The organism is Halorussus litoreus (assembly GCF_003382685.1).
GTDB classification, from domain to species: Archaea; Halobacteriota; Halobacteria; order Halobacteriales; family Haladaptataceae; genus Halorussus; species Halorussus litoreus.
Map to the genome: position 1 here is coordinate 47413 of NZ_KZ859505.1, position 26474 is coordinate 73886.

Annotated in this window: 23 protein-coding genes; 15 read left to right on the forward strand and 8 right to left on the reverse strand. The window is 67.7% G+C overall.

What is annotated here, in order from left to right; all coding sequences use genetic code 11:
* Positions 1-50: 50 nt before the first annotated feature.
* Both DPQ64_RS01640 and DPQ64_RS01645 read right to left on the reverse strand, forming a co-directional pair.
* A complete protein-coding gene (locus DPQ64_RS01640; protein ID WP_115862616.1) occupies positions 51-2258 on the reverse strand; it encodes a type II secretion system F family protein in 2208 nt (735 codons plus the stop codon).
* Positions 2258-3934: a type II/IV secretion system ATPase subunit gene (locus DPQ64_RS01645; RefSeq protein ID WP_198661966.1), complete on the reverse strand. Its 1677-nt coding sequence runs from the start codon at positions 3932-3934 to the stop codon at positions 2258-2260. Before DPQ64_RS01645 ends, DPQ64_RS01640 begins: the two co-directional genes overlap by 1 nt.
* Before the next feature lie 597 nt (positions 3935-4531).
* Between DPQ64_RS01645 and DPQ64_RS01650 the strand changes: the two genes are divergently transcribed.
* Entirely contained in the window at positions 4532-5005 is a 474-nt protein-coding gene (locus DPQ64_RS01650) for a DUF5793 family protein (protein WP_115862617.1), read from the forward strand.
* 137 nt (positions 5006-5142) lie between these two features.
* On the opposite strand, the gene DPQ64_RS19705 is transcribed toward DPQ64_RS01650, so the two are convergent.
* Positions 5143-5265, reverse strand: a complete 123-nt coding sequence (locus DPQ64_RS19705; RefSeq protein ID WP_269814461.1) for a hypothetical protein — start codon at positions 5263-5265, stop codon at positions 5143-5145.
* A gap of 102 nt (positions 5266-5367) precedes the next feature.
* Between DPQ64_RS19705 and DPQ64_RS01655 the strand changes: the two genes are divergently transcribed.
* Positions 5368-6729 (forward strand): phosphopentomutase/phosphoglucosamine mutase, encoded by a 1362-nt coding sequence (locus DPQ64_RS01655; protein ID WP_115862618.1) that lies wholly within the window; start codon positions 5368-5370, stop codon positions 6727-6729.
* 47 nt (positions 6730-6776) lie between these two features.
* On the opposite strand, the gene DPQ64_RS01660 is transcribed toward DPQ64_RS01655, so the two are convergent.
* On the reverse strand, positions 6777-7523 hold the full coding sequence (locus tag DPQ64_RS01660; RefSeq protein ID WP_157971551.1) for a hypothetical protein: 747 nt from the start codon (positions 7521-7523) through the stop codon (positions 6777-6779).
* Between the two features lie 164 nt (positions 7524-7687).
* Between DPQ64_RS01660 and DPQ64_RS01665 the strand changes: the two genes are divergently transcribed.
* The 6 genes from DPQ64_RS01665 to cdd all read left to right on the forward strand — a co-directional run bounded on the left by DPQ64_RS01665 (position 7688) and on the right by cdd (position 15357).
* Positions 7688-8842 (forward strand): BMP family lipoprotein, encoded by a 1155-nt coding sequence (locus tag DPQ64_RS01665; RefSeq protein WP_394338826.1) that lies wholly within the window; start codon positions 7688-7690, stop codon positions 8840-8842.
* 211 nt (positions 8843-9053) lie between these two features.
* Positions 9054-10133, forward strand: a complete 1080-nt coding sequence (locus tag DPQ64_RS01670) for a BMP family lipoprotein (protein WP_115862620.1) — start codon at positions 9054-9056, stop codon at positions 10131-10133.
* A gap of 155 nt (positions 10134-10288) precedes the next feature.
* Complete coding sequence (locus DPQ64_RS01675; protein ID WP_115862621.1) at positions 10289-11845, forward strand: ABC transporter ATP-binding protein; 1557 nt, start codon at positions 10289-10291, stop codon at positions 11843-11845.
* A gap of 140 nt (positions 11846-11985) precedes the next feature.
* Positions 11986-13212, forward strand: a complete 1227-nt coding sequence (locus tag DPQ64_RS01680; protein ID WP_232820458.1) for an ABC transporter permease — start codon at positions 11986-11988, stop codon at positions 13210-13212.
* Positions 13213-13214: 2 nt separating this feature from the next.
* Complete coding sequence (locus DPQ64_RS01685) at positions 13215-14252, forward strand: ABC transporter permease (RefSeq protein WP_115862713.1); 1038 nt, start codon at positions 13215-13217, stop codon at positions 14250-14252.
* A gap of 700 nt (positions 14253-14952) precedes the next feature.
* The gene (gene cdd / locus DPQ64_RS01690; RefSeq protein ID WP_115862623.1) at positions 14953-15357 is read left to right on the forward strand and encodes a cytidine deaminase; all 405 of its coding nucleotides are present in this window, start codon (positions 14953-14955) and stop codon (positions 15355-15357) included.
* Between the two features lie 275 nt (positions 15358-15632).
* Here cdd and DPQ64_RS01695 read toward each other — a convergent pair whose 3' ends face one another.
* Complete coding sequence (locus DPQ64_RS01695) at positions 15633-16109, reverse strand: hypothetical protein (protein ID WP_115862624.1); 477 nt, start codon at positions 16107-16109, stop codon at positions 15633-15635.
* Between the two features lie 110 nt (positions 16110-16219).
* Here DPQ64_RS01695 and DPQ64_RS01700 point away from each other — a divergent pair, with 110 nt between their 5' ends.
* Positions 16220-17041 (forward strand): nucleoside phosphorylase, encoded by an 822-nt coding sequence (locus DPQ64_RS01700; protein ID WP_115862625.1) that lies wholly within the window; start codon positions 16220-16222, stop codon positions 17039-17041.
* A 203-nt stretch (positions 17042-17244) separates the two neighbouring features.
* On the opposite strand, the gene DPQ64_RS01705 is transcribed toward DPQ64_RS01700, so the two are convergent.
* A complete protein-coding gene (locus DPQ64_RS01705) occupies positions 17245-18390 on the reverse strand; it encodes a pyridoxal phosphate-dependent aminotransferase (RefSeq protein ID WP_115862626.1) in 1146 nt (381 codons plus the stop codon).
* A 2-nt stretch (positions 18391-18392) separates the two neighbouring features.
* Positions 18393-18794: a 6,7-dimethyl-8-ribityllumazine synthase gene (ribH, locus tag DPQ64_RS01710; RefSeq protein WP_115862627.1), complete on the reverse strand. Its 402-nt coding sequence runs from the start codon at positions 18792-18794 to the stop codon at positions 18393-18395.
* Positions 18795-18874: 80 nt separating this feature from the next.
* Between ribH and DPQ64_RS01715 the strand changes: the two genes are divergently transcribed.
* The 3 genes from DPQ64_RS01715 (at position 18875) to purE (ending at position 22604) form a co-directional block, all read left to right on the forward strand.
* A complete protein-coding gene (locus DPQ64_RS01715; protein WP_115862628.1) occupies positions 18875-20635 on the forward strand; it encodes a flippase activity-associated protein Agl23 in 1761 nt (586 codons plus the stop codon).
* A 129-nt stretch (positions 20636-20764) separates the two neighbouring features.
* Positions 20765-21943: a 5-(carboxyamino)imidazole ribonucleotide synthase gene (locus tag DPQ64_RS01720; RefSeq protein ID WP_115862629.1), complete on the forward strand. Its 1179-nt coding sequence runs from the start codon at positions 20765-20767 to the stop codon at positions 21941-21943.
* 25 nt (positions 21944-21968) lie between these two features.
* Complete coding sequence (gene purE, locus DPQ64_RS01725) at positions 21969-22604, forward strand: 5-(carboxyamino)imidazole ribonucleotide mutase (RefSeq protein WP_115862630.1); 636 nt, start codon at positions 21969-21971, stop codon at positions 22602-22604.
* A 45-nt stretch (positions 22605-22649) separates the two neighbouring features.
* On the opposite strand, the gene ligA is transcribed toward purE, so the two are convergent.
* On the reverse strand, positions 22650-24398 hold the full coding sequence (gene ligA, locus DPQ64_RS01730) for an ATP-dependent DNA ligase LigA (RefSeq protein WP_115862631.1): 1749 nt from the start codon (positions 24396-24398) through the stop codon (positions 22650-22652).
* 421 nt (positions 24399-24819) lie between these two features.
* Here ligA and DPQ64_RS01735 point away from each other — a divergent pair, with 421 nt between their 5' ends.
* The 3 genes from DPQ64_RS01735 to DPQ64_RS19460 all read left to right on the forward strand — a co-directional run.
* Entirely contained in the window at positions 24820-25845 is a 1026-nt protein-coding gene (locus tag DPQ64_RS01735) for a hypothetical protein (protein ID WP_115862632.1), read from the forward strand.
* A 1-nt stretch (position 25846) separates the two neighbouring features.
* Positions 25847-26293, forward strand: coding sequence for a CopD family protein (locus DPQ64_RS01740; RefSeq protein ID WP_232820454.1), 447 nt, complete (start codon positions 25847-25849; stop codon positions 26291-26293).
* Positions 26286-26474: hypothetical protein (locus DPQ64_RS19460; RefSeq protein ID WP_232820455.1), on the forward strand; the 189-nt coding region annotated here is incomplete at its 3' end. The genes DPQ64_RS01740 and DPQ64_RS19460, both read left to right, overlap by 8 nt.

Sequence of the window (26474 nt, forward strand, 5' to 3'; positions counted from 1 at the left end):
GAGTCGTGGCGGTCGTCGTGCAAAAGCGTTCAGGTCGCGGCGGAAGGCGGTCACGGCAACAGCAGGAACACCACGTACGCGATGGCGAGCAGGGCAGTCGCGTGCTTCGCGCCGTTCTTCACGCTCCCCTCGCCCATCTGCCCCGCGACGAGCCCCGAGAAGACCGCCTGTATCAGCGCGGTGTGGAAGAACAGCAAGGTGTAGGCGTCCACGTCCACATCCGAGATCCCGCCGAGCGGTCCGCTGCTGATCGGACTCCCGCTGGTCGGTGCGCTCGCGCCGGTGGGTAGGTTCGGGATGAGGATGCTGTTGAGCGACCCCACGATGACGAGGAACACGAAAAAGGAGAGGTAGATGATGACGATGTAGGTCAGCATCTCCTGACGGCGCTTGCGCTGGAGCCGCCGGGTGTCCTGGGCGTCGTCGGCCGCGATGCGGAGCACGCGCGCGAGGTCGCCGCTGGCGTGCATCGCGTTCGCCAGCAAGGTCACGACCCGCGTGATGGTCGGCGTGTCGAGCCGGTCCTCGAACCGGTAGAGCGCGGTCTCGACGTCGACGCCCCACTCGACGTCGGCCCAGAGCCGCCCGACCTCGACGTCGAGCGCGTCGAGGTCCCCCTTGTTGACCCGTTCGAGGCTCTCGATGACCGACATCCCGGCCTCGTTCGTGCTGGCGAGCCGGTCGAGGAAGTCCGGCACCGCGGCCTCGATGGCGGAGATGCGCCGGCTGTGGAGCCACTGGACCGCGGCGAACGCGACGAGGACGATCAGCGCCGCCTGCACCACGAAGTCGTCGAGCACCGGGAGCGTGAGCGACTCCGCTGTCAGGTGGGGCCACGCTCGGAGGAGTATCGAGAGGAGACCCAGCGGGACTGCGGCGTACAGCACAACGACGGGGTCGTTCCTGAGCGTCCGCATCGGGTCGGCTACCGCCTCGCGCAGCCAGCGCACCCGCTCGAATGCGGCGAGGCGTTCGAAGTTGACCGCGCCTGCGCTCGCTCCCGCGTTCGCGGTGTCGGCTGTACCGGCGGACGTCCGGTCGACATCAGCGTGGCCGCCCCCGTCCGAGCGAGCCGAATTCCTGCTCCCCGCACCGGCGTCGAACGCGCCGCCAGCGGCGCGTTCGACGCCAATGCGGTCGGACGAGGGGTCGTCGGTCCGGCGGACGTCCGCCAGCGAGGCCGCCGCGAGGTCGACGTCGCGGTCGGTCCGCGTGCCGCCCAGCGACTCCGTGATGCTGTCGAGATAGATCACGAACGCCACGTTCATCGCGGGGATGGCGAGGTACGCGAGCACCCTGAGCAGCGGGAGGGTCTCGCCCAGCGCCATCAGGCCCATGATGACGAGGATGGTGATGAACAGGAGCGGCGCGACGACGAACACCGACACGTACGCCTCCGCGAGGGTCGAAAGCAGTTCGAGGAACGCCTCCTGCTGGTCCTCGGCGTCCTCCTGATAGCGCTCGTACTGGTCGTCGAGGTACGCCGAGACGTTCTGGCCGCTCTGGAGCACGCTGGCGAGGTTGTCGGCGAACTCGCCGAACTTCTCGCTGGGCGTGCGCTCGGCGATGCGCTCGATGGCCGACAGCATGTCGAGCCCGCCGTAGTCCATCGCCTTGACCACGACCGCGATCTCGGCCGCGGCCTCGCCGTACACCTCGCGGTTGTCCGCCAGCGTCCGCATGATATCGGGGAACGCCATCCCGCTCCGCGAGAGCGCGTAGATGAACGCCACGGTCCGGGCGAGGCTCTCGTCGATTTGGCGCTCGCGGGCGTTCGCCCGGTAGGAGAGCGTCTCCCAGCGCAGCCAGTAGGTCACCCCGCCGGCGGCCACGCCGAGGGTCGAACTGCTCGCGAGCAGGATGGCGAACAGTTGCCCGGCCGAGACGTCCGGGAGCACGAGCAGTCCCGCCAGAAAGTCGAATCGCGTCGGGAGCATCGCCCGCATCGCCTCGGGCGAGATGCGGAGGATCTCCAGTCCGCCCGCCACGGCGTACACCCCGAGGACGCTCCCCACCAGCGCCGCCAGCCCGGTGTACAGCAGGGTCTTGGCCGCGTACATCCGGTAGGTCTCGCCGACGTGGACCGACTGGAGGAGCATCCGGCGGCCCTCGCGCCGCCTGCCTCGGTCGGTGACCCAGTCGCCGAACGTCACCAGCGCCACGCGGGTGACCAGCAGGTGTGCGCGCCGGGAGACGGGCGCGAGCGCCACCGGCCCGAGGACGAGCACGACCAGCAGGAGGGGCAGGAGCCAGAGCATCAGTCGAAGCCGGTCACGACCTCGTTCTCGAGGTCGATGGTGTCCAGCACGCGCTCGGGATGCGAGTAGTACTCGTTGATCATCGCGGTGAACCGCCGGTAGTCGGTCACCCCGCGCTCGCGGAGGTACTGGAGCACGCGCTTGCGATCCCTGATCTCTTCGAGGAGTTCGCTTCTCGACCAGCCCTTCTCGTCCTGTATCTCGTCGACGATGCTGCTGTCGTTCTGCCGGAACGAGTCGTCGTCGGCTCGCCACGAGAACGTGGTCGAGTAGTCGAGATCGCCGGTCCGCTGGTCGATGCCCTCGATCTCCGCGATGACGTTGTTCCGGCGCACCCGCTCCTCGCCGACGTAGGTGAGCCGCTGGACCGAGAGGATGTCGAGGCTCTGGATCATCGCCCGCGGGACGTTGATGGGCTCGTTCTCCAGCCGGTTGATCACCGTCTGGACCGAGTCGGCGTGCATCGTCGAGTAGGTGGTGTGGCCCGTGTTCATCGCCTGAAACAGGGTCATCGCTTCTTCACCACGAACTTCCCCCACGACGATGTACTCGGGGCGGTGGCGGAGCGCGGAGCGCAGCAGATCGTACATCGTGATGTCTGCGCTCTCTCCGCGGCGCTCGCGCGTGACCGACGACAGCCAGTTGTCGTGGTAGAGGGCCAGCTCGCGGGTGTCCTCGATGGTCAGCACCTTCGAGCGCGGCGGGACGAACATCGAGATGGCGTTCATCGAGGTGGTCTTCCCGGAGGCCGTCCCACCGGCGAAGATGAGCGACTTGTTGTTCTCGATGGCGAGCCAGAGGTACGCCATCTGGTCGAGGCTGAAGGTGCCGTAGTTCACGAGATCGACCGGGGTGAACGGCTCGTCGGCGTACTTCCGGATGGTGAACGCCGATCCGCGCGGGGTGACCTCCTCGCCGAGCGCGAGTTCCGCGCGCGAGCCGTCCGGGAGCGTGGTCTCGACCACCGGTTCGCCGATGCTGACGTGACGGCCCGACTGCTGGGCGAGCCTGACCACGAGGTTGTCCAGTTCCTCCTCGGCGTACGCCACGTTCGTCTCGATGTCGGTGTACTCGTCGTGGTAGACGAACAGCGGTAGGTCGTAGCCGTCACACGAGATGTCCTCGATGTGGGGGTCGTGCATGAGCGGGTCGAGCTTGCCGAACCCCCGGAAGGATCGGTCGAGATAGTAGAACAGCCGGAAGAAGCTGGCGGGGTCGAGGTCGACGCCGTACATCGTCAGGAGTTCGCGGAGTTCGGCCTTCAGCACGGCCTCGGGGTCGTCGCTCTGGACCCCGTCACCGCTGCCGCCGTCTCCGTCCCCGGCCCCTCTCCGGTGGATGAGCGAGTCGCGCACGTCGGCGAACAGCCGTTCGAGCAGGTCGGCTTCGAGGTCGTCGAGTTCGGGCTCGACGACGTGGTAGCGGTACTCGTTCTCGACGTCGTCGTAGTTGACGGAGACGAACGCGAACGGGGCGTTGACCCAGTAGCGCTCGACCTCCTCGTACCCCACGTGGCCCGAGAAGCTGACCAGCGGGCCGTGTTCGGCGGGGTCGTACTCCTCGACGTCGATGGACGAGCCCCGGAGCACCTCCGCGGTCCGGCGGAGCGTGCGCTGGACGTCCCGGATTCGCACCCGTACGTCGTCGGTCCACTCGGACAGGGGAGACTGTGACATGGGGAGTCCACGCACGCGGCGTCGCCCGCGTGCGAGAGTTCACGCCGCACATCACGTCGGTGGTACTTAAATCACCGGTCAGACGCTCGAAAGCCAACAAGTCGAGGGCGGCGGGGCTGGCGGGCGACTGTTCCGCGGTCGCGTCGGCTGTCTGATCCCCTCGCGCACTTGCTGATCTGACTCTCGGACTGTGGCTATTCGATCACTCCATCCAGCGCGCTCCATCTGGTCCTTCCGGCTCGGCGCGCGCTGCGCGGCGTCTCGGCGGGATATCTGGCCGCTCCGCAACGCCCGGCCAGATAGTCGCCTCCAGAGACGACTAACGTGAACGCCGGAAGACAACCCGCGTCTTCCGAGCTCACACTCGCTACGCTCGTGTGACCGCGACCGCGCCTCGCCCTTTCAGTTCACCGGGGTCGTGGATCGGCTCGTCGGGCGACCTCGGTTGTCAATCGCCCTTCTCTGGACGCGACGCTTCGAACGCGGAACCCCACGACCGTCGAACTTCGACCACCGAAAACACCCGTCGGAACTCCGAATCGTGAGTTCCGATGGCGTTACGTTCATGACGGGGCGTCCCGTAGTGGGACGTACGGAATGAGGCGCGACTACTTCACGCTGGATGCTCGGAACGTCGATTGGGTCGAGGAGGACGGCGAAGTCAGCAAGCCAACAGTACACATCGACTTCGAGGGTCCGGCCTCGACACTCCGAGAGCGCCTCACGGGGACGGAAGACGACCTGCTCGACGCCGGGGAGACCGACGTGGCCTTCCGACTCCAAGGTGCGGTCGACGACCCGGAGACGACCGGCGTGGTCAGCGTCACCAACCGCATCACGGGCGACTTCGTGCTGGAACTCAACCAGGACGCCGAAGACGTGCTCCGGTTCATCGCCGCCGCCCGCGAGTACGGCAAGGAGACCGGTGACATGGACGGTCGCTACCACGTCGAGATCACCCTCGACGGCGAGGACCTCGTCGAGTACGACAAGAGCACCTTCCTCGTGTACAACGACGAGGGGAACCTGCTCCGTAAGCACAGCCTCATCCCCAGCGGCGTCGAACTCTGAGGCGCGGGCGGATTGCGCTCGTGATCGGACCCGGCCCGAAGTCGAATCCCGCCCTAAACGGCTCTCTCCAACCGCTCACCGCCCGCCGAGCTACTGGCGGCCTCCAGTCTTCCATTCACCCGTGGTGATCCGGACACTCAGAACGACCCGAACACCAGCAGGACCGCGAGCAGGATGGCGGCCAACAGGAGGATGCCCCCGATGACGACGTCGAACAGTCCTTGTGGGTCCGTGAGCATACCGGCGATGCTCAGTTTCATATCTGTTCCACGACGCTGGGTGGCTTCAGTGTCACGGGCGTCACGGACCGCTCTCGCGCCGAACCGCGGAAAGCTAAGTATCCGGCTCTCCGAAGTCGGAGCATGGACCTCTTCGGAACCGCGGGCATCCGCGGCGACGCAGTCGAGACGGTGACGCCCGAGCTGGCCCTCGCGGTCGGGCGGGCCGCGGGCCGCGATGGGGACGAGTTCGTGGTCGCGCGCGACGGCAGGGAGACCGGCCCGGCGTTGGCTGCCGCCATGGAGGCCGGGCTGGAGAGCGCCGGGGCGAACGTCCGCCGGGCGGGCCAGCTACCGACTCCCGCGCTCGCCTTCGCCTCGCAGGGTCGCCGCGGCGCGATGCTGACGGCGAGCCACAACCCGCCGACCGACAACGGCATCAAGCTGTTCGTCGACGGCGAGGAGTACGACCGCGACGCCGAGCGGACGGTCGACCGGCGCGTCGAGGCCGACGAATCGCCCGTCGCGTGGGACGAGTGGGGCGACGGCGAGCGCGCCGACGTGCTCGACGACTACCGGGCGGCCGTGGCGGAGTACGCCCGTCACCACGGCGCGCCGCTCGACGGCCTGCGCGTCGTTGTCGACTGCGGCAACGGGATGGCTGCGCTCGCCACGCCGCAGGTGCTCCGGGAACTCGGCGCGCACGTCGTCACGCTCAACGCGAACGTGGACGGTCATTTCCCCGGCCGGGAAAGCAAGCCCACACCGGAGACGCTCGCAGACCTCCGGAACTTCGTGGCAGACGACCCCGACGCCGATCTCGGCATCGGCCACGACGGCGACGCGGACCGAATCGTGATCGTGGACAGCGACGGCGAGGTCGTCCACGAGGACACCGTGGTCGCGCTGCTGGCGGCCCATTACACCGAGCACGTCGACGCGGGCGACCCCGTGGTCGTGACGACGCCGAACGCCTCGGGACGCATCGACGAGCGGGTCGAGGCGGCCGGGGGTCGCGTCGAGCGCGTCCGACTCGGCGCGCTCCACGAGGGCATCGCGGCCGCCCGCGACGCCGGTGGCGACGACACCGAAGTCGCGTTCGCGGCCGAGCCGTGGAAGCACGTCCACACCCAGTTCGGGGGCTGGATCGACGGCGTGACCAGCGCGGCAGTGATCGCCCGCCTCGTCGCCGAGACCGGCGGGCTCGCGCCCCTCCGCGAGCCGGTGACAGAGCGCCCGTACCGGAAGATCAGCGTCTCCTGCGCGGACGACGCCAAGGCCGGAACGATGGAGCGGCTGGCGTCGACCGTCCCGGAGCAGTTCCCCGACGCGAGCGTCTCGACGGAGTACGGCGTCCGGGCGACCATGCCGGACGGCTCGTGGGTGCTGGTCCGGCCGAGCGGCACCGAGCCGTACGTCCGCATCTACGCCGAGAGCGACGAGGTCGACGCGCTCGTTACGCAGATGGACCGATTAGTCTCAAAAATTGTCTCCGAAGAAGAGTAACTGAGTAGGTTACATCGGCGCGAACGGGCGTCCTACCGCTCAAACGATTACGGCGGACAGTTCTCGTTGCAGCAACTACACCCGTCGAGACACGAGGTCTCACCGATGTATCCACATCCCATATCCGGACAGCACTGGTACTTCTCCTCCCGGTAGTACAGTGTGACGCAGATTACGCCCTCGTCGTAGTGGCAGTAGCTGTCGGCACAGACGTAGTTGATGTAGCAGTCGCTCTCCATCGTCCCGACTTCCACTGAACCACCACTAGCGTTTAGGTACGTCGCGTCTCCGCCGTTCTTCGGTGTCACATACGAGTACGCTTCACCTGCTTCCGGTTGGACGTAAATCGCGACGTGGTGAGTCTCGGTGTGCTTCGAGACGAGGATGACGCCGGTATCTACGTCACTACCCAGTCGGGCGGTGACGCCGACTCCCTCGAAAGAGTCTCCGGGTTCCAGTTCGATCTTCCCCAAGTCCATGTTCCCGGTCGGCAGAGCGTCGAGACCTGCGTCGTTGAGGAACCCCTGTTCGACCAATTCCGTTATCAGGTCACTCGCGTTCTGTCTCAGGGCGGTTCGAACCTTCGCGGGCGTGTCGTAGTTCTTCCGCAACGACCGCCGCCGCTCTTTCGTCTCCTCGGCCTGCTTTGCAATCTCGTCCACATCGACATCACTTTTCTTCGCGGTAACGCCACCAAACATTGACAGTCCCGACGTCGTCCCGCCAACAGCGCCGATACTGCGAAGCATTGTTCGTCGCTCGATTCGCCGGTCGCCTGATTTTCCATCAGACATGTATTATAATAGTACCATACAGGTTATTAAATTATCTAACCCATATTAAAATTATTAGATTGTACACATATAATAAATCTACTTATAAATGTTATTAGTGAGTTTAGTTACTTTAAGTGGAAAGCGACGGTTTTATACTACCTTGTCGGACTTCTTCGGGTAAGATGTCCGAGATGGACCCACAGCGGCGGCGGCTTCTCAAGATTGGTGGCGCAGGCATCGTCGGAACCGGACTGGCCGGCTGCATGGGCGGTGGCGGCGACGACGAGAGTACGACCGAGTCCGACGAGACGACCGAGGAGTCGGACGGCGGCGACGAGACCACCGCGTCCGACGACGGCGAGGAGACCACAATGTCCGACCCCCTGAACGTCGGGATGGTGTACGCGACCGGCGGGCTCGGCGACAACTCGTTCAACGACATGGCTCACCAGGGCGTCCAGGACGCCGAGTCCGAGTACGGCGTCACGTTCCAGAACTCCGAGCCGACCAGCCCGAGCGAGGTCGAGTCGCTCCAGCGCCGGTTCGCCCAATCGGGCGACTACGATCTGGTCTGTTGCATCGGCTACGTCCAGACAGACGCGCTGACGACCAACGCCGAGCGCTACACCGACCAGAAGTTCATGCTCGTCGACTCGGTCGTCGAGATGGACAACGTGTCGAACTACAAGTTCAAGGAGCACCTCGGCTCGTTCCAGGTCGGCCACCTCGCGGGCCTGCTGACCTCCGAGGACTTCAGCGCGGGCGCTGGCGAGACCACCGACGACCTCGTTGTCGGCTTCGTCGGCGGCGAGGAGGTGCCGCTCATCAAGCGCTTCGAGGCGGGCTTCAGCGCCGGCGCGAAGCACGCAAACAGTGACGTGGAGGTCCGCTCGGCGTACGCCGGCGCGTACAACGACCCCGGCACGGGCCAGTCCATCGCGAACTCGATGTACGACGACGGCGCGGACGTCATCTACCACGCGGCGGGCGGCACCGGCAACGGCGTGTTCCAGGCCGCACAGGAGCAGGGTCGCTTCGCCATCGGCGTGGACGCCGACCAGTCCAAGAGCCTGTCCGAGTACAGCGACGTCATCCTCGCCAGCATGGTCAAGCGCGTCGACGAGGCAGTCTACCGCTCCATCGAGAACGTCGTGAACGGGGAGTTCGCGAGCGGCGGCATCCAGAGCCTCGGGCTGGGCGAGGGCGGCGTCGAGGCCGTGTACGGCCAGCAGCTCGGTTCTGAGATCCCCGACGAGGTCAAGTCCGCGCTCGACACCTCCCGGGAGTCCATCATCGCGGGCGACATCGAGGTGCCGACCGACCCGAGCAACGCCTGAGGCGGCCGTTCGCGGTTCGACGGCCGGGGTAGCCACTCCGCTTCCGACTCCGCGGCCGATTTTTCTACCGAAGCTACCATCCCGGAGTGCTACTACCGTCCGTTCCGCGGTCGTGAGCGCTCGGTTCCACGAACCGCATTCCTCGGTTCTACGGCCCCCGTTCCGGAAGCAAGGGTCGGATTCATCACGGTCGATGGTGATGTAGGGGTGTATGTGGGGGAGAAACACGCGACGCGAGTTTCTGGGAGCGATGGGGACGGCCGCCGCCTTTGGCACGACCGGGTTCGTCCAGCAGGGGACCGTCAACGTCGGGATGGTGTACGCGACCGGCGGGCTCGGCGACAACTCGTTCAACGACATGGCCCACGAAGGGGTCCAGCAGGCAGCAGAGGAGTACGACGTGGAGTTCCAGAATTCGGAGCCGAGCAGTCCGAGCGACGTGGGTTCGCTCCAGCGCCGATTCGCTCAGTCGGGGAACTACGACCTGATCTGCTGCATCGGCTTCGTCCAGCAGGACGCGCTGAGCGAGAACGCCCAGCGGTTCGGCGACCAGCGATTCATGGTCGTGGACACGGTGGTCGAGCAGCCGAACGTGGCGAGTTACCGGTTCCGCGAGCATCAGGGCTCGTTTCAGGTCGGCCACCTCGCGGGCCTGCTGACCACGATGGAGTTCAGCGCGGGCGCGGGCGAGACCAACGAGGCCCCCACGGTGGGGTTCGTCGGCGGACAGGAGGTGCCCCTCATCGCGCGATTCGAGGCGGGCTACGTGGCGGGCGTCCGGCACGCGAACCCGGACGTGGAAGTCCTGTCGGCGTACGCCGGGTCGTTCAGCGACCCCGCGCAGGGCCAGTCCATCGCAAACTCGATGTACGACAACGGTGCCGACATCATCTACCACGCGGCGGGCGGCACCGGAAACGGCGTGTTCAGGGCGGCCCAGAGCACCGGCCGGTTCGCTATCGGCGTGGACGCCGACCAGTCCCAGAGCATCCCCGAGTACAGCGACGTCATCCTCGCCAGCATGGTCAAGCGCGTCGATCAGGCGGTGTTCGAGTCCGTCGAGAGCGTGGTGAACGGGGAGTTCGCAGGCGGGTCGGTCAACGAACTCGGGCTCGAACAGAACGGGGTCGAGGCGGTGTACGGGCAGGACCTCGGTCCGGAGATCCCCGAGGATGTCAAGTCGGCGCTGGAGCAGTCCCACGAAGCCATCGTCGCCGGGGACATCGAAGTCCCGACCGACCCCGCGAACGTAGGCGAAGGCGAGGGCGCGACGACCACCACGAATCAGTAGCGAACCAGGGGCCAAGCCGCGGCGAACGCCGGATTCCAACGCCTCGAACGATCAGGGCGTCGAACGCGTCTACGGCGTCCGACAGGTATCTCGGTTGAGAAACGTTCACCCAATCCGGGTCGCTTAAGCGGGCCCATCGAGAACTGCGACCAAAGATGAGCGTAGCCGTCCACCTCGCGGGAATAACCAAGCGGTTCCCCGGCGTCGTCGCCAACGACGAGGTCGACCTCGAAGTCGAGGAAGGGAGCGTCCACGCCCTCCTCGGCGAGAACGGGGCGGGGAAGACGACGCTGATGAACGTGCTCTACGGACTCTACCAGCCGGACGGAGGTACCGTCCACGTCCACGGGGACTCACGGGAGTTCTACACGCCGCGGGACGCTATCGACGCGGGGGTCGGGATGATCCACCAGCACTTCATGCTGGTGGACACGCTGACCACCGCCGAGAACATCGTCCTCGGCCACGAGCCCCGCAAGTGGGGCGGGCTGGCGATGGACCGCGCGCAGGCCGAACGCGACGTCCGTGAACTCGGCGAACGCTACGGGTTCGACGTCGACCCCGAGGCGAAGATCGAGGACGTGAGCGTCGGCGTCCAACAGCGCGTCGAGATCCTGAAGGCGCTGTACGGCGGCGCGGACGTGCTCATCCTCGACGAGCCGACCGCGGTGCTCACACCGCAGGAGGTCGAGGACCTGTTCGGCGTGTTCGAGGAACTCGCGGCCGAGGACAAGACCATCATCTTCATCACGCACAAGCTCGGCGAGGCGATGGACGCCGCCGACGAGATTACGGTGCTGCGCGACGGCCGGAACGTCGGCACGGTGGACGCCGCCGACACGACCCGCGAGGAGCTGGCCGAACTCATGGTCGGCCGGGAAGTGCTGCTCGAAGCCGACAAGGAACCGGCCGAGCCGGGCGACGTCGGGCTGTCGGTTTCGGACCTCCGCGTCACCGACGACCGGGGCGTCGAGCAGGTGAGCGGCGTGAATATCGACGTCCGCGAGGGCGAGGTGTTCGGCATCGCCGGGGTAGACGGCAACGGCCAGTCCGAACTCGTCGGAGCCATAACGGGACTCCGAGCGCCCGAGTCGGGCACGGTCAGGGTCGACGGCCGCGACGTGACCGACCTTTCGCGGCGCGAGCGCATCGAGAACGGGATGGCCTACGTTCCGGAGGACCGCCAGAAGCGCGGGCTCGTGATGGACTTCGACCTCGTGGAGAACGGCCTGCTGGGGAGCCAACACACCGCTCCGTTCTCGGACGGCGGCCGGATCGACTGGGCGGAGAGCCGCGAGCACGCCCGGGGAGTCATCGAGGAGTACGACGTGCGCCCGAACGACCCCGACGCGGAAGCCGAGTCGCTGTCGGGGGGCAACCAACAGAAGTTCGTCGTCGGCCGGGAGTTCGCCCGCGACCCGGAGGTCGTGGTCGCATCCCATCCGACCCGCGGGGTCGACGTGGGGAGCATCGAGTTCATCCACGAGCGCATCCTCGACCTCCGTCGGGCGGGCAAGACCGTCCTGCTGGTCTCCTCGAAGCTTGACGAGGTCCAGCAGCTCTCGGACCGACTCGGGGTGATGTACGAGGGCGAGGTCGTGGACGTGGTCGACCCCGACCGCGTGACCGAGGAGGAACTCGGCCTGTTGATGGCGGGCCAGATTCCCGAGGACGCGCCCAGCATCGCCGACGCAGTGGGAGGTGAGCCGTGAGCGACCCCGACGACGCCCCGGGGTCGGACGACGGCGGGAATCCTGCCCCCGACACCGAGGGGGACGATTCGGACCCAGACTCGAATCCCGATCCGGACGACTCGTGGCAGGGTCGGGCCGACCGCGCGCTCGGGCGGCTCGTGGACGCCTCGGCGGTCGAGCGCATCCTCATCAGCGTCGCGGCGCTCGTGCTATCGGTGGTCGTCGGTGCCGTGGTCATCCTCGTCTCGGGGTGGGCGGCGACCTGCCAGTCGGCGTTCTTCTCCGCGCCGGGGCTGGGGTCGTTCTGCTACGACCCCGTGTCTGTCTACCGGACGATGGCAGCCGGGGCGGTCTGGCCGCCGTACAACCTCGCCATCTCGCTCAAGGAGACGACGCTGTTGCTGTTCACCGGCCTGTCGGTCGCGGTCGCGTTCCGCGCCGGGATGTTCAACATCGGGACGCAGGGCCAGCTGGTCCTGGGCGCGCTCGGCACCGCGCTGGCGGTCGTCTGGGCCGCCCCGTTCGTCCCCGCCGGGATCGTGGGCGCGCTCGTCCTCGTCCCGCTCGGCCTGCTCGCAGGCGCGGTCGTCGGCGGCGCGTGGGGTGCGATTCCGGGCGCGCTCAAGGCGTACGCCGACGCGAACGAGGTCATCACGACCATCATGCTCAACTTCGTGGCGACGGGGATCGCGTTCACGCTCGTCGCCGAGGTGTTCAAGGACCCCGAGAGCCAGACGGTCCAGACTCGCTCGATTCCGGAGTTCGCCCAGCTGAACCCGGTGTACTTCGACAGCACGGTGTTCTCGCTGTACGCGCTGTTCGGCGGGCTCGCGATGGCCGGGATCATCTACTGGCTGCTCAACGGCACCGCGTTCGGCTACGACCTCCGGACCAGCGGGCTCCAGCCCGAGGCCGCCGAGTACGGCGGCGTCGACTCGAAGCGAACGATGGTGTCGAGCATGGGGCTGTCGGGCGCGCTCGGCGGCATCGGCGGCGCGGTGTACGTGCTGATGGTCGCGAGTCGCTGGCGAACCGGCATCCCGTCGCTTGGCTTCGACGGCATCACCGTCTCCATTCTCGCGGGCAACAATCCGCTGGGCGTGATTCCGGCCGCGCTGCTGTTCGGCGCGCTCAAGACGGGAAGCCTCGCCATCGAGTTCCAGCTGTCGGTCCCGAACCAGCTGGTCGGGGTCCTCCGCGGGCTCATCATCCTGTTCGTCGCCATGCCGGAGTTCTTCCGGATGGTCGGCAGACGGTTCCGCTTCCGCGAGGACCGGCCGGTCGCCACCGACGGCGGGGGTGGGTCTTCCGCCGATGGCGTGAGCGGGTCCGCCACCGATGGCCCGAGTGGGACGATCGACAACGAAGGGGGTGACCGCCAGTGAGCATCGCCGACTCCCGCCGAGGGCGGTGGATAGCGGCGCTCCTCGTGCTCCTCGGAATCGTGGTCGCGCTCGAGCTGTTCGCCGGGGTCCTCGGCGTCCTTGTCGACATCGTCGACGCCAACTACCTCCGGGCGGTGCTGCGGCTCACGGTGCCCATCGCGTTCGCGGCGCTCGGCGGCATCTTCGCCGAGAAGAGCGGCGTCATCAACATCGGCCTCGAAGGGCTGCTCATCATCTCGGCGTTCACGTCCATCGCGGTGGCGGGCCTCCTCGGCGGCGGCGACGCCACGCAGGCCGAACTCTGGATCGGCTTCGGCTCGGCGGTGCTGGCGAGCGTGCTGTTCGCGCTGCTGTTCGCGGTGGTCTGCATCGAGTTCAAGGCCGACCAGATCATCGCCGGCCTCGCGGTGTGGCTCATCGCGCTCGGGCTCGCGCCGTTCGCCAGCAAGGTCATCTGGGGACAGGTCAACAGCCCGCCAATCGCCACGCTGAACAACTGGACGCTCCGGATTCCGACGACGGACGTGGTGCTGTTCGACGCGAGCCCGCCGGTGTTCATGATGTTGATTTCGGTGCCGGTTGCGTGGTACGCGCTCAACCGCACCGCGTTCGGCCGGTGGATCGAAGCCAGCGGGGAGAACCCGAAGGCGCTCGACACCGTGGGCGTCGACGTGCGGAAGGTCCGCTACACGGGCGTCCTGCTGTCGGGCTTCTTCTCGGGGCTCGGCGGTGCCGGCCTCGCGCTCGGCCGCGTCGGCCAGTTCATCGGCGGCGGAACGACGATGGTGAACGGACGCGGCTGGATCGGCATCACCGCGTACCTGTTCGGCAACTACAACCCGCTCGGCGCGTTCGGCGCGTCGTTCCTGTTCGCGAGCCTCGACGCGCTTCAGATCCGGCTCCAGCAGCTGGGCTACAACGTCCCGAGCGAACTCATCGGCATCATCCCCTACGTGACCGTGGTCGTGGTGCTGGCGTTCGTCGGCCGGACCCGGCTTCCCTCCGCGGCAGGAGACCACTACGAGTCCGGCGAGGAGTAAGACCAACCGTTCTACGACGACTGTTTGCTGGTCCTCGCGGGAACGCTCGGGTCGACTGTTCACCCGGCGCGCGCTGACCTCGACGTTCCACCCGGCGCGTGGGGCGCGGCGGCTCGTTCGCCGCGCCCGACCGCGCGAGGGACGAGTAGCGCAGGTCGGAGCGACGCGGAGACCGAGCAACGCAGGAGGGTGGGGAGGCGTGAGGCCCGCGGTCGCGGTTGCGGTGCAGTCGCGGTGCGGTTACGCCGGGGCTCAAGCAGTAGCTAGCGTCACCTGACATACTCCACCGTTTGCAGTCGTGGTGCTGTGCGGTCGCGACGCGGTGGTGTGCGGTCGCGGTTCCAAACTCTGATTCAGTTGCAACCTCCGCAACGAATACCCAATCCACGGTAGCAAACTGATGGAGATCGCTCTGTTCAGCCTTCGACGGACAGTTTGGCTCGGCCCTCTCGGGGTAGTCGGACTGGCAGTTACAGGGTACCTCGGAATCGCCGTTGCCGCCGAGACGGCATATCCGGAATCGCCTGCGCTGACTGACTCGCCAGCGAGCTGCCTGCAACTGCACGAGGCGTCCAATTCTGTTTCGTCCCGCCCTCGTATTTAAAAATTCACCCGCGGAGGGCAGTCGCAGTAGCCGTCCTCGGTTCTCGACAGTCTCAGACGGGAGATATTTGACGACCGGCCCCCAAGCACCGCCACCATGGACGAACTCGTCGAGATGGCCCGCGAGGTGCAGGCCGAGGCTCACGTGCCGTACTCGGACTACCCGGTCGGCGCGGCGCTCCGGACGGCCGACGGTACGGTGTACGTCGGCTGCAACATCGAGAACGCGAACTACAGCAACTCGCTCCACGCCGAGGAGGTCGCCATCGCCGAGGCGGTGAAGGAGGGCCACCGGGAGTTCGACGCGCTGGCCGTGAGCTCCGCCGCGCGGGACGGGGTAACTCCCTGCGGAATGTGCAGACAGACGCTCTCGGAGTTCTGCGACGAAGATCTGCCGGTCGTGTGTGACGAGGGTGACGGCCCCGACGGCGGTGTCGAGACGAGCGAGTACACGCTGGGCGAACTGCTCCCTGACACAATCACAGAGGAGATGCTGGACTGACGGATTCGCTTTGCTGTTCTGTAGCTGCAGTACGGAGGGGATAGTGTAAATTGGAGAAGCTAGCTACTGCTTGAGCCTCGGCGTGACCGCACCGCGACCGCGGACCTCACGCCTCCCCAGCCTCCTCCCTCGCTCCGCTCGGTCGTCCCTCGCACGCTGGGGCGCGGCGCAAGCGCCGCGCCCAAACGCGCGCCGGGTGGAAAAGATAGGTCAGCGCACGCCAATATGAAGTCGAAAGCGACACGCCCTGAACGTCGACTCAGCGTAGCCTCGACTCAGCCGTCGTCCGAAACCTCCGGGAAGCAGTTGAACTCGATGGTGATGGAGTCCACCGTCTCGTCAGCGTCGTCGACCGCGACGACGTGGTACTGGCCGTGGAGCGGTCGCTCGCCGAGGTACTGCTCGTAGTAGAGCTGTCCCTCCCCGGTTCGGGACTTGTTCGCCATCACGTCCGCGTCGCCGGGCGAAACCGGAATCACGTGGGCGAGGTCTCCGGCGGCGTCGTACAGTTCGAGGGCCGCGACGTTCTGGTCGCGCACCTCCTCGACCGCGAGGGGGACGGCAAATCGCACGTCGTCGTCCTCGACTCTCGCCATCGCGCCGCGGTCGAGCAGGTCGCCGTCGCCGTGTGCGAGCGCGCCGGACTGGCAGTCTCGCGTCTCAGACCCGCCCGAGCCGGAGCCGCTGCAGCCGGCGAGCCCGGCGATCGCTGTGCAGCCGAGACCTGCGAGAACCTGTCGTCTGGAGGGCATGCCACGCGGTTCTCCCACAGGCGTGATAACTGTTACTCACGTGGACGGAATCCCGTCCTCGCGACGCCTCGACGAACCCTTTATGTCCGGCCACCGAGTAGTCGCGGGGCATGACCGGCGACAGCGAAGATCCGAACGACGACGTGCAGTACCACGTCGAACTCGCGGAAGGCGACGTGGCCGACGCCGTGCTCCTCCCGGGCAACCCCGAGCGCATCGAGAAGATAACCCAGTTCTGGGACGACAGCGAGGAGACGGCCCACCACCGCGAGTACCGAACCGTCACGGGCGAGTACGACGGGACGCCCATCAGCGTGACCTCGACCGGCATCGGCAGTCCCTCCGCAGCCATCGCGGTCGAGGAACTCGCGCGCGTGGGCGCGAAGACGTTCATACGAGTGGGCTCCTGCGGCGCGATCCAGGCCGACATGGCGGTCGGCGACCTCGTCATCACCACCGGCGGCGTCCGACAGGAGGGCACCAGCGACGCCTACGTCCGCGAGGACTACCCCGCGGTGGCGGACTACGAGGTCGTCTCGGCGCTCGTGGCCGCGGCCGAGCGACTCGGCTACGACTACCACACCGGCATCACGATGAGCGCCGACAGCTTCTACGCCGGGCAGGGCCGACCGGGCTTCGAGGGGTTCGAGGCCGCCGGCAGCGACGAACTGGTCGACAACCTCAAGGACGCGAACGTTCGGAACATCGAGATGGAGGCCAGCGCCATCATGACCCTCGCGAACATCTACGGTCTACGCGCCGGCGCGGTCTGCTCGGTGTTCGCCAATCGCGAGACGGGCGAGTTCCTGACCGAGGGTGAGAACCGCGCGGCCGAGACGGCGAGTCTGGCGGTGAAACTTCTCGCGCGGATGGACGAGGTGAAAGCGGAAGCGGGCGTGAAGCGGTGGCATCCGGGCCTGAGTCTGGAGTAGTCGACTCGTTTACGCCACGCCAGATTTTAAATACGAGGGCGCGACCAGTTCGGCCCGGACGCTTCGCGCGGTCACGCGAGCGGTGCGCGGCGCGTTGCGCCGCGATGTGCGAGTAGCGCGGAGCGACGCGCCGCGGACCGTTCGAGCGGGCACGGCCCGCGAGAAGACGGCGAAGCCGCGAGCCCAGCGAGAACGTTTCCGCGCTACAGCAGGTCGGCGTCGACCAGCCGATCCACCGCCTCACCGATGCGCTCGGTGCTGTTGGCGTACGAGATGCGGGCGTACCCCGGCGCGCCGAAGGCACTGCCCGGCACCGTCGCGACGTGGGCCTCCTCCAGCGCGTCCTCGCACCACTGCTGGTCGTCGTCGGCGACCGGCATCATCAGGTAGAAGGCTCCGTCGGGCTCGGGAGCCTCGACGCCCAGTTCGTCCAGCCGGTCGACCAGGAACTCGCGGCGCTCGGCGAACGCCTCGACCATTTCCTCGACCGCGCTCTCGGTGTTCCGGAGCGCCTCGACGCCCGCGTGCTGGACGAAGTTGGTCGCACACGACACCGAATGGGAGTGGAGCTTCCCGGCTTCGGAGATCAGCTCCTCCGGCCCGGCGAGGTAGCCCAGCCGCCAGCCGGTCATCGAGTACGCCTTCGAGAAGCCGTTGATCGTGACCGTGCGCTCGGCCATCCCGTCGAGGGTTCCGAGGCTGGTCGGCTCCGCGTCGCCGTACGTGATCTCCTTGTAGATCTCGTCGCTGATCACGGTCACGTCGTGCTCGACCGCGAGGTCCCGGACGCCTTCGAGCGCGGCGTCGGAGTACACCGCGCCCGTGGGGTTGCTCGGCGAGTTGACGACGAGGAGTTCGGTGTCGTCCGACATCGCCGCAGCGAGGTCGTCGAGGCCCGGTTCGAGCTGGAAGTCGTGTGGCGCGAGGTCCACTCTGTTCAGGCTCCCGCCGGCCAGCTTCACCATCGCCTCGTAGGAGACCCAGGCCGGGTCGAGTAGGACGACCTCGTCCTCGTCGTCCACGAGCGTCTGGACCGTCTCGTACAGCGCCTGCTTCCCGCCGGGCGTGACGATGACGTTTCCGGCCTCGTAGTCGAGACCGTCACCCTGCAGCTTCTCGGCGATGGCTTCGCGTAGCTCCCGGATGCCGTTCGAGGACGTGTAGCCGGTGTGGCCCGCGTCCATCGCGTCCTTACCCGCTTCCACCACGTTCTCGGGCGTCGGAAAGTCCGGCTCGCCGACGCTGAGGTCCACCACGTCCGCGCCGTCGGCTTCCAGTTCGGCGGCGAGGTTGCTGATAGCTAGCGTCGCGCTCGGTTCGACTCGTCTGATGCGTTCGGAGAAGTTCATGGTTACAGTTCCTCTGCGAGGTCCACGGCCGCGTCGACCGCTTCAGCTCCCTTGTCCACCCGCTCGCGGGCTTCGGCCCCCGACATGCCCGGACCGCCGACGCCGAAGGTCACCGGGGTGTCACGGTCGAGACTCACGTCGGTCAGTCCCTGTGCGGCCGCGTCGGCGATGACCGAATCGTGGTCGGTGTCGCCGGTGACGATGGTGCCGACGACGGCCACGGCGTCGACGGCTTCGCGGCGCGCGAGCCGGTCGGCGGCCAGCGGCGCGTCGTACGCGCCCGGAACCCGGAGCGTCTCGACCACGTCCGCGCTCCGGTCGGCAGCGGCTTCGAGGGCGCGTTCCTCCATCTGCTCGGTCACCTCGCGGTTGAACCGCGCGACGACGAGGCCGAGGGAAACCATGTCCGGCACGAGGGGTGGCCGAGTAAAAGAACTACCGTTCTCCGGAAAACTTGTATCCCCTCGGATGTTTCCCGGAAACGATGACTGCAGACGGGAGTTCTCGGAGTGCGCGCACCTGGGCGCGCGAGTCGGCGAACGCGTTCGGTCGAACGGTCGGAACGAAGACCGCGGCGGCAGTGCTCGCGGTGACGCTGTTCTCGCTCGCGCTGCGCTTCTACGCGCTCGGCGGCCGGGTGTTCCACTGGGACGAGGCCCGCGTCGGCTACTGGATCCTGCGGTACGGCGACACCGGCGTCTGGGAGTACCACGCCGTCATCCACGGGCCGTTCCTCTACCACGTCAACAAGTTCCTGTTCGGGCTGTTCGGCGCGAGCGACTTCGTGGCGCGCGTGCCGGTCGCGGTCGTCTCCGGGCTGCTCCCGCTGACCGCGTGGCTGTTCCGCGAGCGGCTTCGCCGAGTCGAGATGATCGCGCTCGGCCTGCTTTTGGCCGCGAACCCCGTCGTCCTCTACTACTCGCGGTTCATGCGCAACGACGTGCTGCTCGGTGCGTTCATGCTGTACGCGCTGGCGTTCTACGCTCGGCTGTTCGACACCCGGAAACCCCGATACCTCTACGCTGGGACGCTGATGGTGGCGCTGGCGTTCACCACCAAGGAGAACGTGCTGGTGTACGTGGTGACGTGGCTCGGCGCCGCGGTCCTACTGTTCGACCACCGCCTCCAACTGCTCGCCGAGGCCGACGACCGCCGGGCGTTCGCCCGCGAGCAGGCCGGGCGAGTGCGACGGGCGCTCCTCGACGACAACTGGGGGCTCCACCTCGTGCTCGGCGTCGTCTTCTTCTTCGCGGTCGTGATCTTCTTCTACGCGCCGCGGGCGCAGGGGGTCTCCGGACCGGGGCTCTGGAAGGCGTTCTCGAACCCCGGAATGTTCCCGGCCGTCATCGAGGAGGCTACGCTGGGTTCGTGGGACAAGTTCACGGGCAAGTGGGGCGGGGGCAATCAGGGGTCGTACGTCGACTCGTTCCTGCAGCTTGGCGAGGTCCTCTGGGCGGGCGCGGCCGCGCTGCTCGTCCTGTCGGCGGTCGGCTTCCTCGTCGACCGGTACGCGGGCGACCGGCCCCGCGACGTCGTGGCGTTCACCTTCTACTGGGGGTTCGTGAGCGTGCTCGGCTACCCAGTCATCGTCGAGAACACGTTCCCGTGGGAGGTCGTCCACGCGGTGGTGCCGCTGGCGGTGCCCGCCGCGGTCGGGCTGGCGGTCCTCGTCCGGTGGGGCGGCGAGGCCGTCAGCGAGGGCGACGGAGTGAGCGCCGCGCTCGCGGCCCTGCTCGTGTTGCTCGTCGCCGGACAGGTCGCGGCCACCGCGGTCAGCACGACATACCAGCATCCGGCCGACCAGTACCTCGACGAGGCCGGCCAGAACGAGAACCTGCTGGTCCAGTACGGCCAGCCCGCCGAGGGCATCCGACCGACCCTGGAGACTGTCCGGACTGCGAGCGAGGCCAACGACGGCATCGACCTGCTGTACTACGGCTCGGACTTCTACGTCGCCAACGAGAGCGAGAACGACGACTGGGCCGCGGGCGGCGGCTGGTACGACCGGCTGCCCGTCCCGTGGTACACCGAACTGTACGGTGCGGAGGTCGACAGCACCACGCAGCTCGGCGTCGTCGAGTCGGACACGCCGCCGGTCGTGGTCACCCGCGCGGAGAACCGCGACGCGGTCGCCCAGCGGCTCGACGGCTACGAGGCGTTCGAGGAGGAGCTCACCCTCTACGGGAGCGAGACGGTGTTCTTCGTCGAGGAGCAGTACGTCGATGGCGGCGCTGACGGCGGATAGCGGTTCGGGGACCACCAACGGCGGGTAGCGGTCCGGGACGGGACCGCGGGAAGCTATTGTCCACGTTCGTGGTCATCGACCGATGCAGTTGGCAAATCTTATGCAGGGCCGTCCACAACTCCGGGGTAGATGAGCGACACAGACACGCTGGGCGTCGTCGGCGGCGGCCAGCTCGGCCGGATGCTCGCGGAGGCGGCGTCGCCGCTGGGCATCGAACTGGTCGTGCTCGACCCCACGCCGGACTGTCCGGCCGCCCCGGTCGTCCGCGACCAGATCGTCGCAGACTTCGACGACGAGGACGGGGTCCGGGAGTTGGCAGCGCGGGCGGACTACCTGACCTACGAGATCGAACTCGCAGACCCGGACGTGCTCGAACGCGCGAGCGAGGAGTACGGCGTGCCGGTCCACCCCGACCCCGACACGCTCCGGACGATACAGGACAAGCTGGTCCAGAAGCGCGCGCTCCGCGAGGCAGGGGTTCCCGTGCCCGAGTTCCGACGGGTCGACGACCGCGAGGACCTGCTGGCCGCCGTCGAGGAGTTCGGCTATCCGGTCATGCTGAAGGCTCGCGAGGGTGGTTACGACGGGCGGGGGAACGTCCCGGTCCACGACGAGAGCGAGGTCGAGGACGCGCTGGCCGAGATCGCAGCCGCGACCGAGAGCGATGGGATCGGCGCGATGGTCGAGCAGTTCGTCCCGTTCGAGCGCGAGGTGTCCGTTATCGGCGTCGAGGGCCGCGACGATGAGACCGCCACGTTCCCGCTCGGGGAGAACGTCCACCGCAAGGAGATCCTGCGAGAGACGGTCGTTCCGGCCCGGACCGACGAGGCCGTGGCCGAGCGCGCCCGCGAGGTCGCCGCGGACGTGCTCGACCTGCTGTCCGGTCGAGGCGTGTACGGCATCGAGATGTTCGAGTCGCCCGACGGGTCCGTGTCGGTCAACGAGATCGCCCCGCGGCCGCACAACTCCGGTCACTACACCATCGAGGGCGCGCTGACCTCCCAGTTCGAACAGCACGCCCGCGCAGTGACGGGGCGACCGCTCGGCGCGACGGACCTCCGGGACCCCGTGGTGACGGCGAACCTGCTCGGCGACGTGGACGAACGCCAGCGGGCCGCGATCTCGGGCGAGGAGGCGATACTCCGCCACCCCGGCGCGAGCTACCACTGGTACGGCAAGCGCGAGGTGTACCCCCTGCGGAAGATGGGCCACCTGACGGTGGTCGGCGACCGCGAAGCAGGAGGCGAATCGCTCGACCGACTGCTCGACGCGGCGCGCGACCTGCGCGACGAGGTGACGTTTCGGTGAGCGACCACGACGAGGTGACCTACCAATGAGCGAACTCCAGACACTCATCGACGACCTGCGAGCAGAGGCCGAGTGCGACAGAGCAACCGAGGACACCCCCGAGATCGGCGTCATCATGGGGAGCGACTCGGACCTCGACGTGATGGCAGGGTCCGAGGACGGCCGACCCGGAGCCTACGACGCGCTGACGGAACTGGGCTTCGCGGAGGTGACCGACTACGACGACGCGCCGGAGGCCCGGTTCACCTTCGAGAGCTACGTGGTGTCGGCCCACCGGACGCCCCAACTGATGTACGCCTACGCCGAGACCGCCGAGGCGCGGGGCCTCGACGTGATCATCGCGGGCGCTGGCGGCAAGTCCGCCGACCTACCGAACATGACCGCGTCGCTGGCCTACCCCCTGCCGGTGGTCGGCGTCCCGGTCCAGGAGAAGTCGCTGCCCTCCGTCGTGGGGATGCCCACCGGCGCGCCCATCGTCGCGGTCGACGCGGGCAAGTCGTTCAACGCCGCGCTGTCGGCGGTCCAGATCCTCGCGCGCGAGCACGACGAACTCCGCGACCGGCTCGTGGAGTACCACGACGACCTCCAGGAGGGCGTCGCGGACGTGTCGCGGCGGCTTCACGAGCAGGGGACGCCCGGCTTCCGCGAGAACGAGAAGTAGTCTGTCGGGAACGGGCGAGCAATCAATCGGAAACGCTTCAGAGACTCACTGCTGATCGGCCAGTCGCTCCACGCGCGCCAGTGAGTCCGCGTCCTCGGGGTCCTTGTCCTCGCGCACGCTCACGAATCGCGGGAATCTGAGCGCGTAACCTGACGAGTAGGTCGGCGACTGCTGGATCTCCTCGTAGCCCACCTCGAAGACGACGGTCGGGGCGATCTCCACGTCTTGGCCGTCCTGAGTTCGAACGTGTGGTTCCAGCAACTCGGTCAGGTCCGCGAGCTCCTCGTCGGTGATGCCCGTCGCGACCTTGCCGATGGTCTCGAAGCCGTCGGCCCGACCGTCCTCGTCGCCGGTGCGGGCCGACAGCAGGAAAGTCCCGAGGAAGTTCGCGCGCCTGCCCTCGCCCCACTCAGCGCCCGTGACCACGAGGTCTAGCGTCTCCACGTCGGGCTTTCGCTTGAGCCAGTTCTTCCCTCTGCGGCCGGGCGAGTAGGTCGACTCGGGGTCCTTGAGCATGATGCCCTCGTGGCCCGCGTCGAGCGCCTCGGCCTCGACCGCGGCGATCTCCTCCGAATCGTCGGTGACCCACAGCGAGGAGACTCCCGCCGAGAGTATCGATTCGAGGCGGTCGTGGCGCGCCGCGAGGGGCGACCGGAGCAGGTCCTCGCCCGCCGCGTGGAGGCAGTCGAACGCGAACAGGTCGAGTTCGACCTGCTCGCGGGCCTGGGCCACGTCGTGCTTCCGGCGGAAGCGCCGGAGGACCTCCTGGAACGGTAGGGGGTCGCCGTCGTCGGTGGCGACGACCTCGCCGTCCAAGATTGCTGGGGCGTCGAGGTGCTCGCGGACGTGCTCGACCACCTCGGGGAGCGCGTCGGTCACGTCCTCCATGTTCCGCGAGAAGACCGCGACCTCGCGGGCATCCGTCTCGTCGTCCGAATCGAGGGAGTTGCCCCCGCCGGTTCCGTCTTCGGCCTCCCAGTCGAGCCCGCTGGGATCGTAGTGAACCTGCACGCGAGCGCCGTCGAATTTCCACTCGACCGCGGCCTCGTCCCAGTCGTCGAGCGCGTCGGTCACGGTTCCGGCTTGTGCGAGCATCGCCTGCACCGGGCGGCCGAGTTCGAGGTCCATCGCCGCGAGGCCCGCCTCGCCCTCGTCGCGGGCGACTCGCGCCACCTCGCCGTAGTCGTTCGACACCTGCAGCGCGCGCTCGACCGCCTCGACCGGAACGTCGAACGCCGCCGCAGTCGCGTCCCGGACTGTGCCCTCCCCGACGCCGATGCGCATCTCCGAGAGCACGATGCGCGCGAGGTATCGGGCCTCCTCGCTGCTCGCGCGGTTGAACAGCCCGAACAGGGCGTCGATCTTCCGATCCTGACTGCCCGCGCCCTCGGCAGCGGCGAGGCCGTCGAGTTCGTCGGCGACCTCGGCGACGGTGAGGTCGTTGCTGTCGGTCGTCCCACCGCTGGCGAACGCGCCGAGGCCCTGCTGGCCGCCGAACTCGTAGCTCGCAGCGACCTCGCCGATGTCGCCCACGTCGGCGAGTCGGTCTTCTACGTCCGCGGCGGAGACGTTCGTCCCCGCGGCGCGCGCGATGGCCTCGTAGCAGTAGTTCGGCCCGATGTCGAGCGTGCGCGAGGCCCACGCTGGGAACACGCGTCCCTGCACGAACCGGGCGATCACGGGGAGGTCACTACCGGCAGCGCCAAACAGCGTGGTCACTCGCTCCGTTATCTCGGTGTCGGCGCTCAGTGCCTCGATCTTGGCCGCCGCGTCCGCGAACTCCCCGAACTCCATCGACCGGGAGTAGTTAGCCTCGGGGTTTAAAAACCTCGCTCTGCGCCGAGATATGCATCGCAGGGTGGATTAGATTCCGGCGCGCGCGAGCAACGCACGTGAGGTCTGTGAGAAGGAACCGAGCGCAGGCTCGGCAGACCAGCCCGCGCAGGCCGTAAGGCCGAGCAGGACCGTCTGCCGGTAGACGAGGACCCAGGCCGCAGGCCGAGGACCACAGGAGGTTGGGGGTTCGAACCTGCGGTGCTGTGCGGTCGCGGTGTCTCCTATGACTCGGGAATAACTAGCCCGAGCGAGTGGAGTAGATAGTTCGAACGAGGCAAAAAGAGTACCGCGACTGCCGGTCAAAAACCGCTATCCTCCGAACGGGACCTGTCGCGGCGGGGACAACACTTTTCGCGCCGGCGTGCGCCAGTCGGGGACGATGCCCTCCGACGACGCCGACAGCGATTCGGACTCGAATCGTGATCCCGACTCCGGTTCCGACTGGGGCCGCGACTCCGGCTGGGGTCACGACTCCGACTCGTCCCCACCGAGCGACCCCTCTTCCCCGACCGGCGCATCGCCGCCGAGTGATCCCTCCGCCTCATCTGGCGCGTCGCCACCCAGCGACCCCTCATCACCGAACGGCTCCACCTCGTTCGAGACTCGACTGACCGAGGGCTGGGAGTACGCGCTCCGGCACCTCGAACTGGCGGTCGTCCCGCTGTTGTCGAGCCTCCTCGCGCTGGACAACGTCAGGGCGGTGCTCGACTTCCGCGGGATCCACATGGGACTCACCTTCCGATTTCCGGGCGCGCTTCCCGACCTCTGGACGTTCGTGAGCGTCCCGAGTCAGGGGTCGGGCGTCCACGTCTCGCCCACCCTCTTCGCGATTCCCGTACTGATACTCGTCAGGGGCGTGCTCGTCGCTGGCCTGATCGGGAGCGCCCGCGAGGTCATCCGGACCGGTGAGTACGACTTCGCGGCCAACGCCCGGGAGTATTTCGTTCCGGTCGTCCTGTTCGTCGCGCTGGTCCACGTCGCCGGGCTGGTGACCGTCTCGGCCGGAATCCTCACGTTCCCGAGCACGCTCCTCCTCCTGCTCTCGTTCCCGCTGTTCATCTTACTGTCGTACCTGTTCTACGCGACGCCGTACCTGCTGGTCGTCGGCGATCTCGGCGTGGAGGAGGGGCTGGCGCGGAGTCTGGAGTGGGCGCTCGACGGTGGGCCGTACTTCGGCTACGCCGCGGGCTACCTGCTGTTCGTGGCGGCCGCCTCGCTGGTCGGCACCGCGCTGGTCGTCAACCTCGGCGCGCTCGGCATCCTCGTCGGCGCGATCGCGTCGGCACCGGTCGCGCTCGCGCTGACGTTCGCCACGACCGGGTTCGTCGCCGACCTGTTCGACGCCGAAGACGGCACCGACGCTGGACGATCTCCGGGCTCACCGGGTTCTTCGAGGGAGTGGTAGCGTGCTTAGCGTCCGAATCCTCCACCTCGTCGCGATGGCGGTCGCGGTCGGCGGCGCGGCGCTGACGTGGGGGCTGTTCCGGCGCTCCGGTGACACAGCAGCGAGCTCCATCGAGGCCGATGCGGCGGTCGACCTCGCGGCGGGCTACGAGCGATTGTTCTGGCTCGCGATGGGCGTGCTCGTGATGACCGGGGTCGGCAACCTCGGGAGCCTCGCGCCGTTCGTCCCGCAGGCCGACACGGAGTGGGGCGTCGTCTTCACGATAAAACTGTTCGCGGTGATGGCGGTGCTGGTTCTCTCGGTGGTCCGGACGCTGGTCGTCCAGCAATGCAATCGCGCAGCTACCATACCAGAGTCCGGTAGGCGGACACTCCGGCTCAGCTATGCCGCGACCGCGCTGGCACTCGCCGGGATCGTCGCGCTCGCGGGGGTGCTCGCACATGGGTGAGCGCGACCGCGCGGACGGGGACGCCGGCGCGAACGCGTGCGCAGACGCGAGCGAGGACGCGGGCACAAACTCGAATACGCGCGATCCCGGAACCGAACGAGTGAGCGGGGCTGCGCGGGGGCGCGGCCACTCGACCGCGCCCCCGCGCAGCCCCGCTTCCGGCGGCGGCAACGGTTTCCTC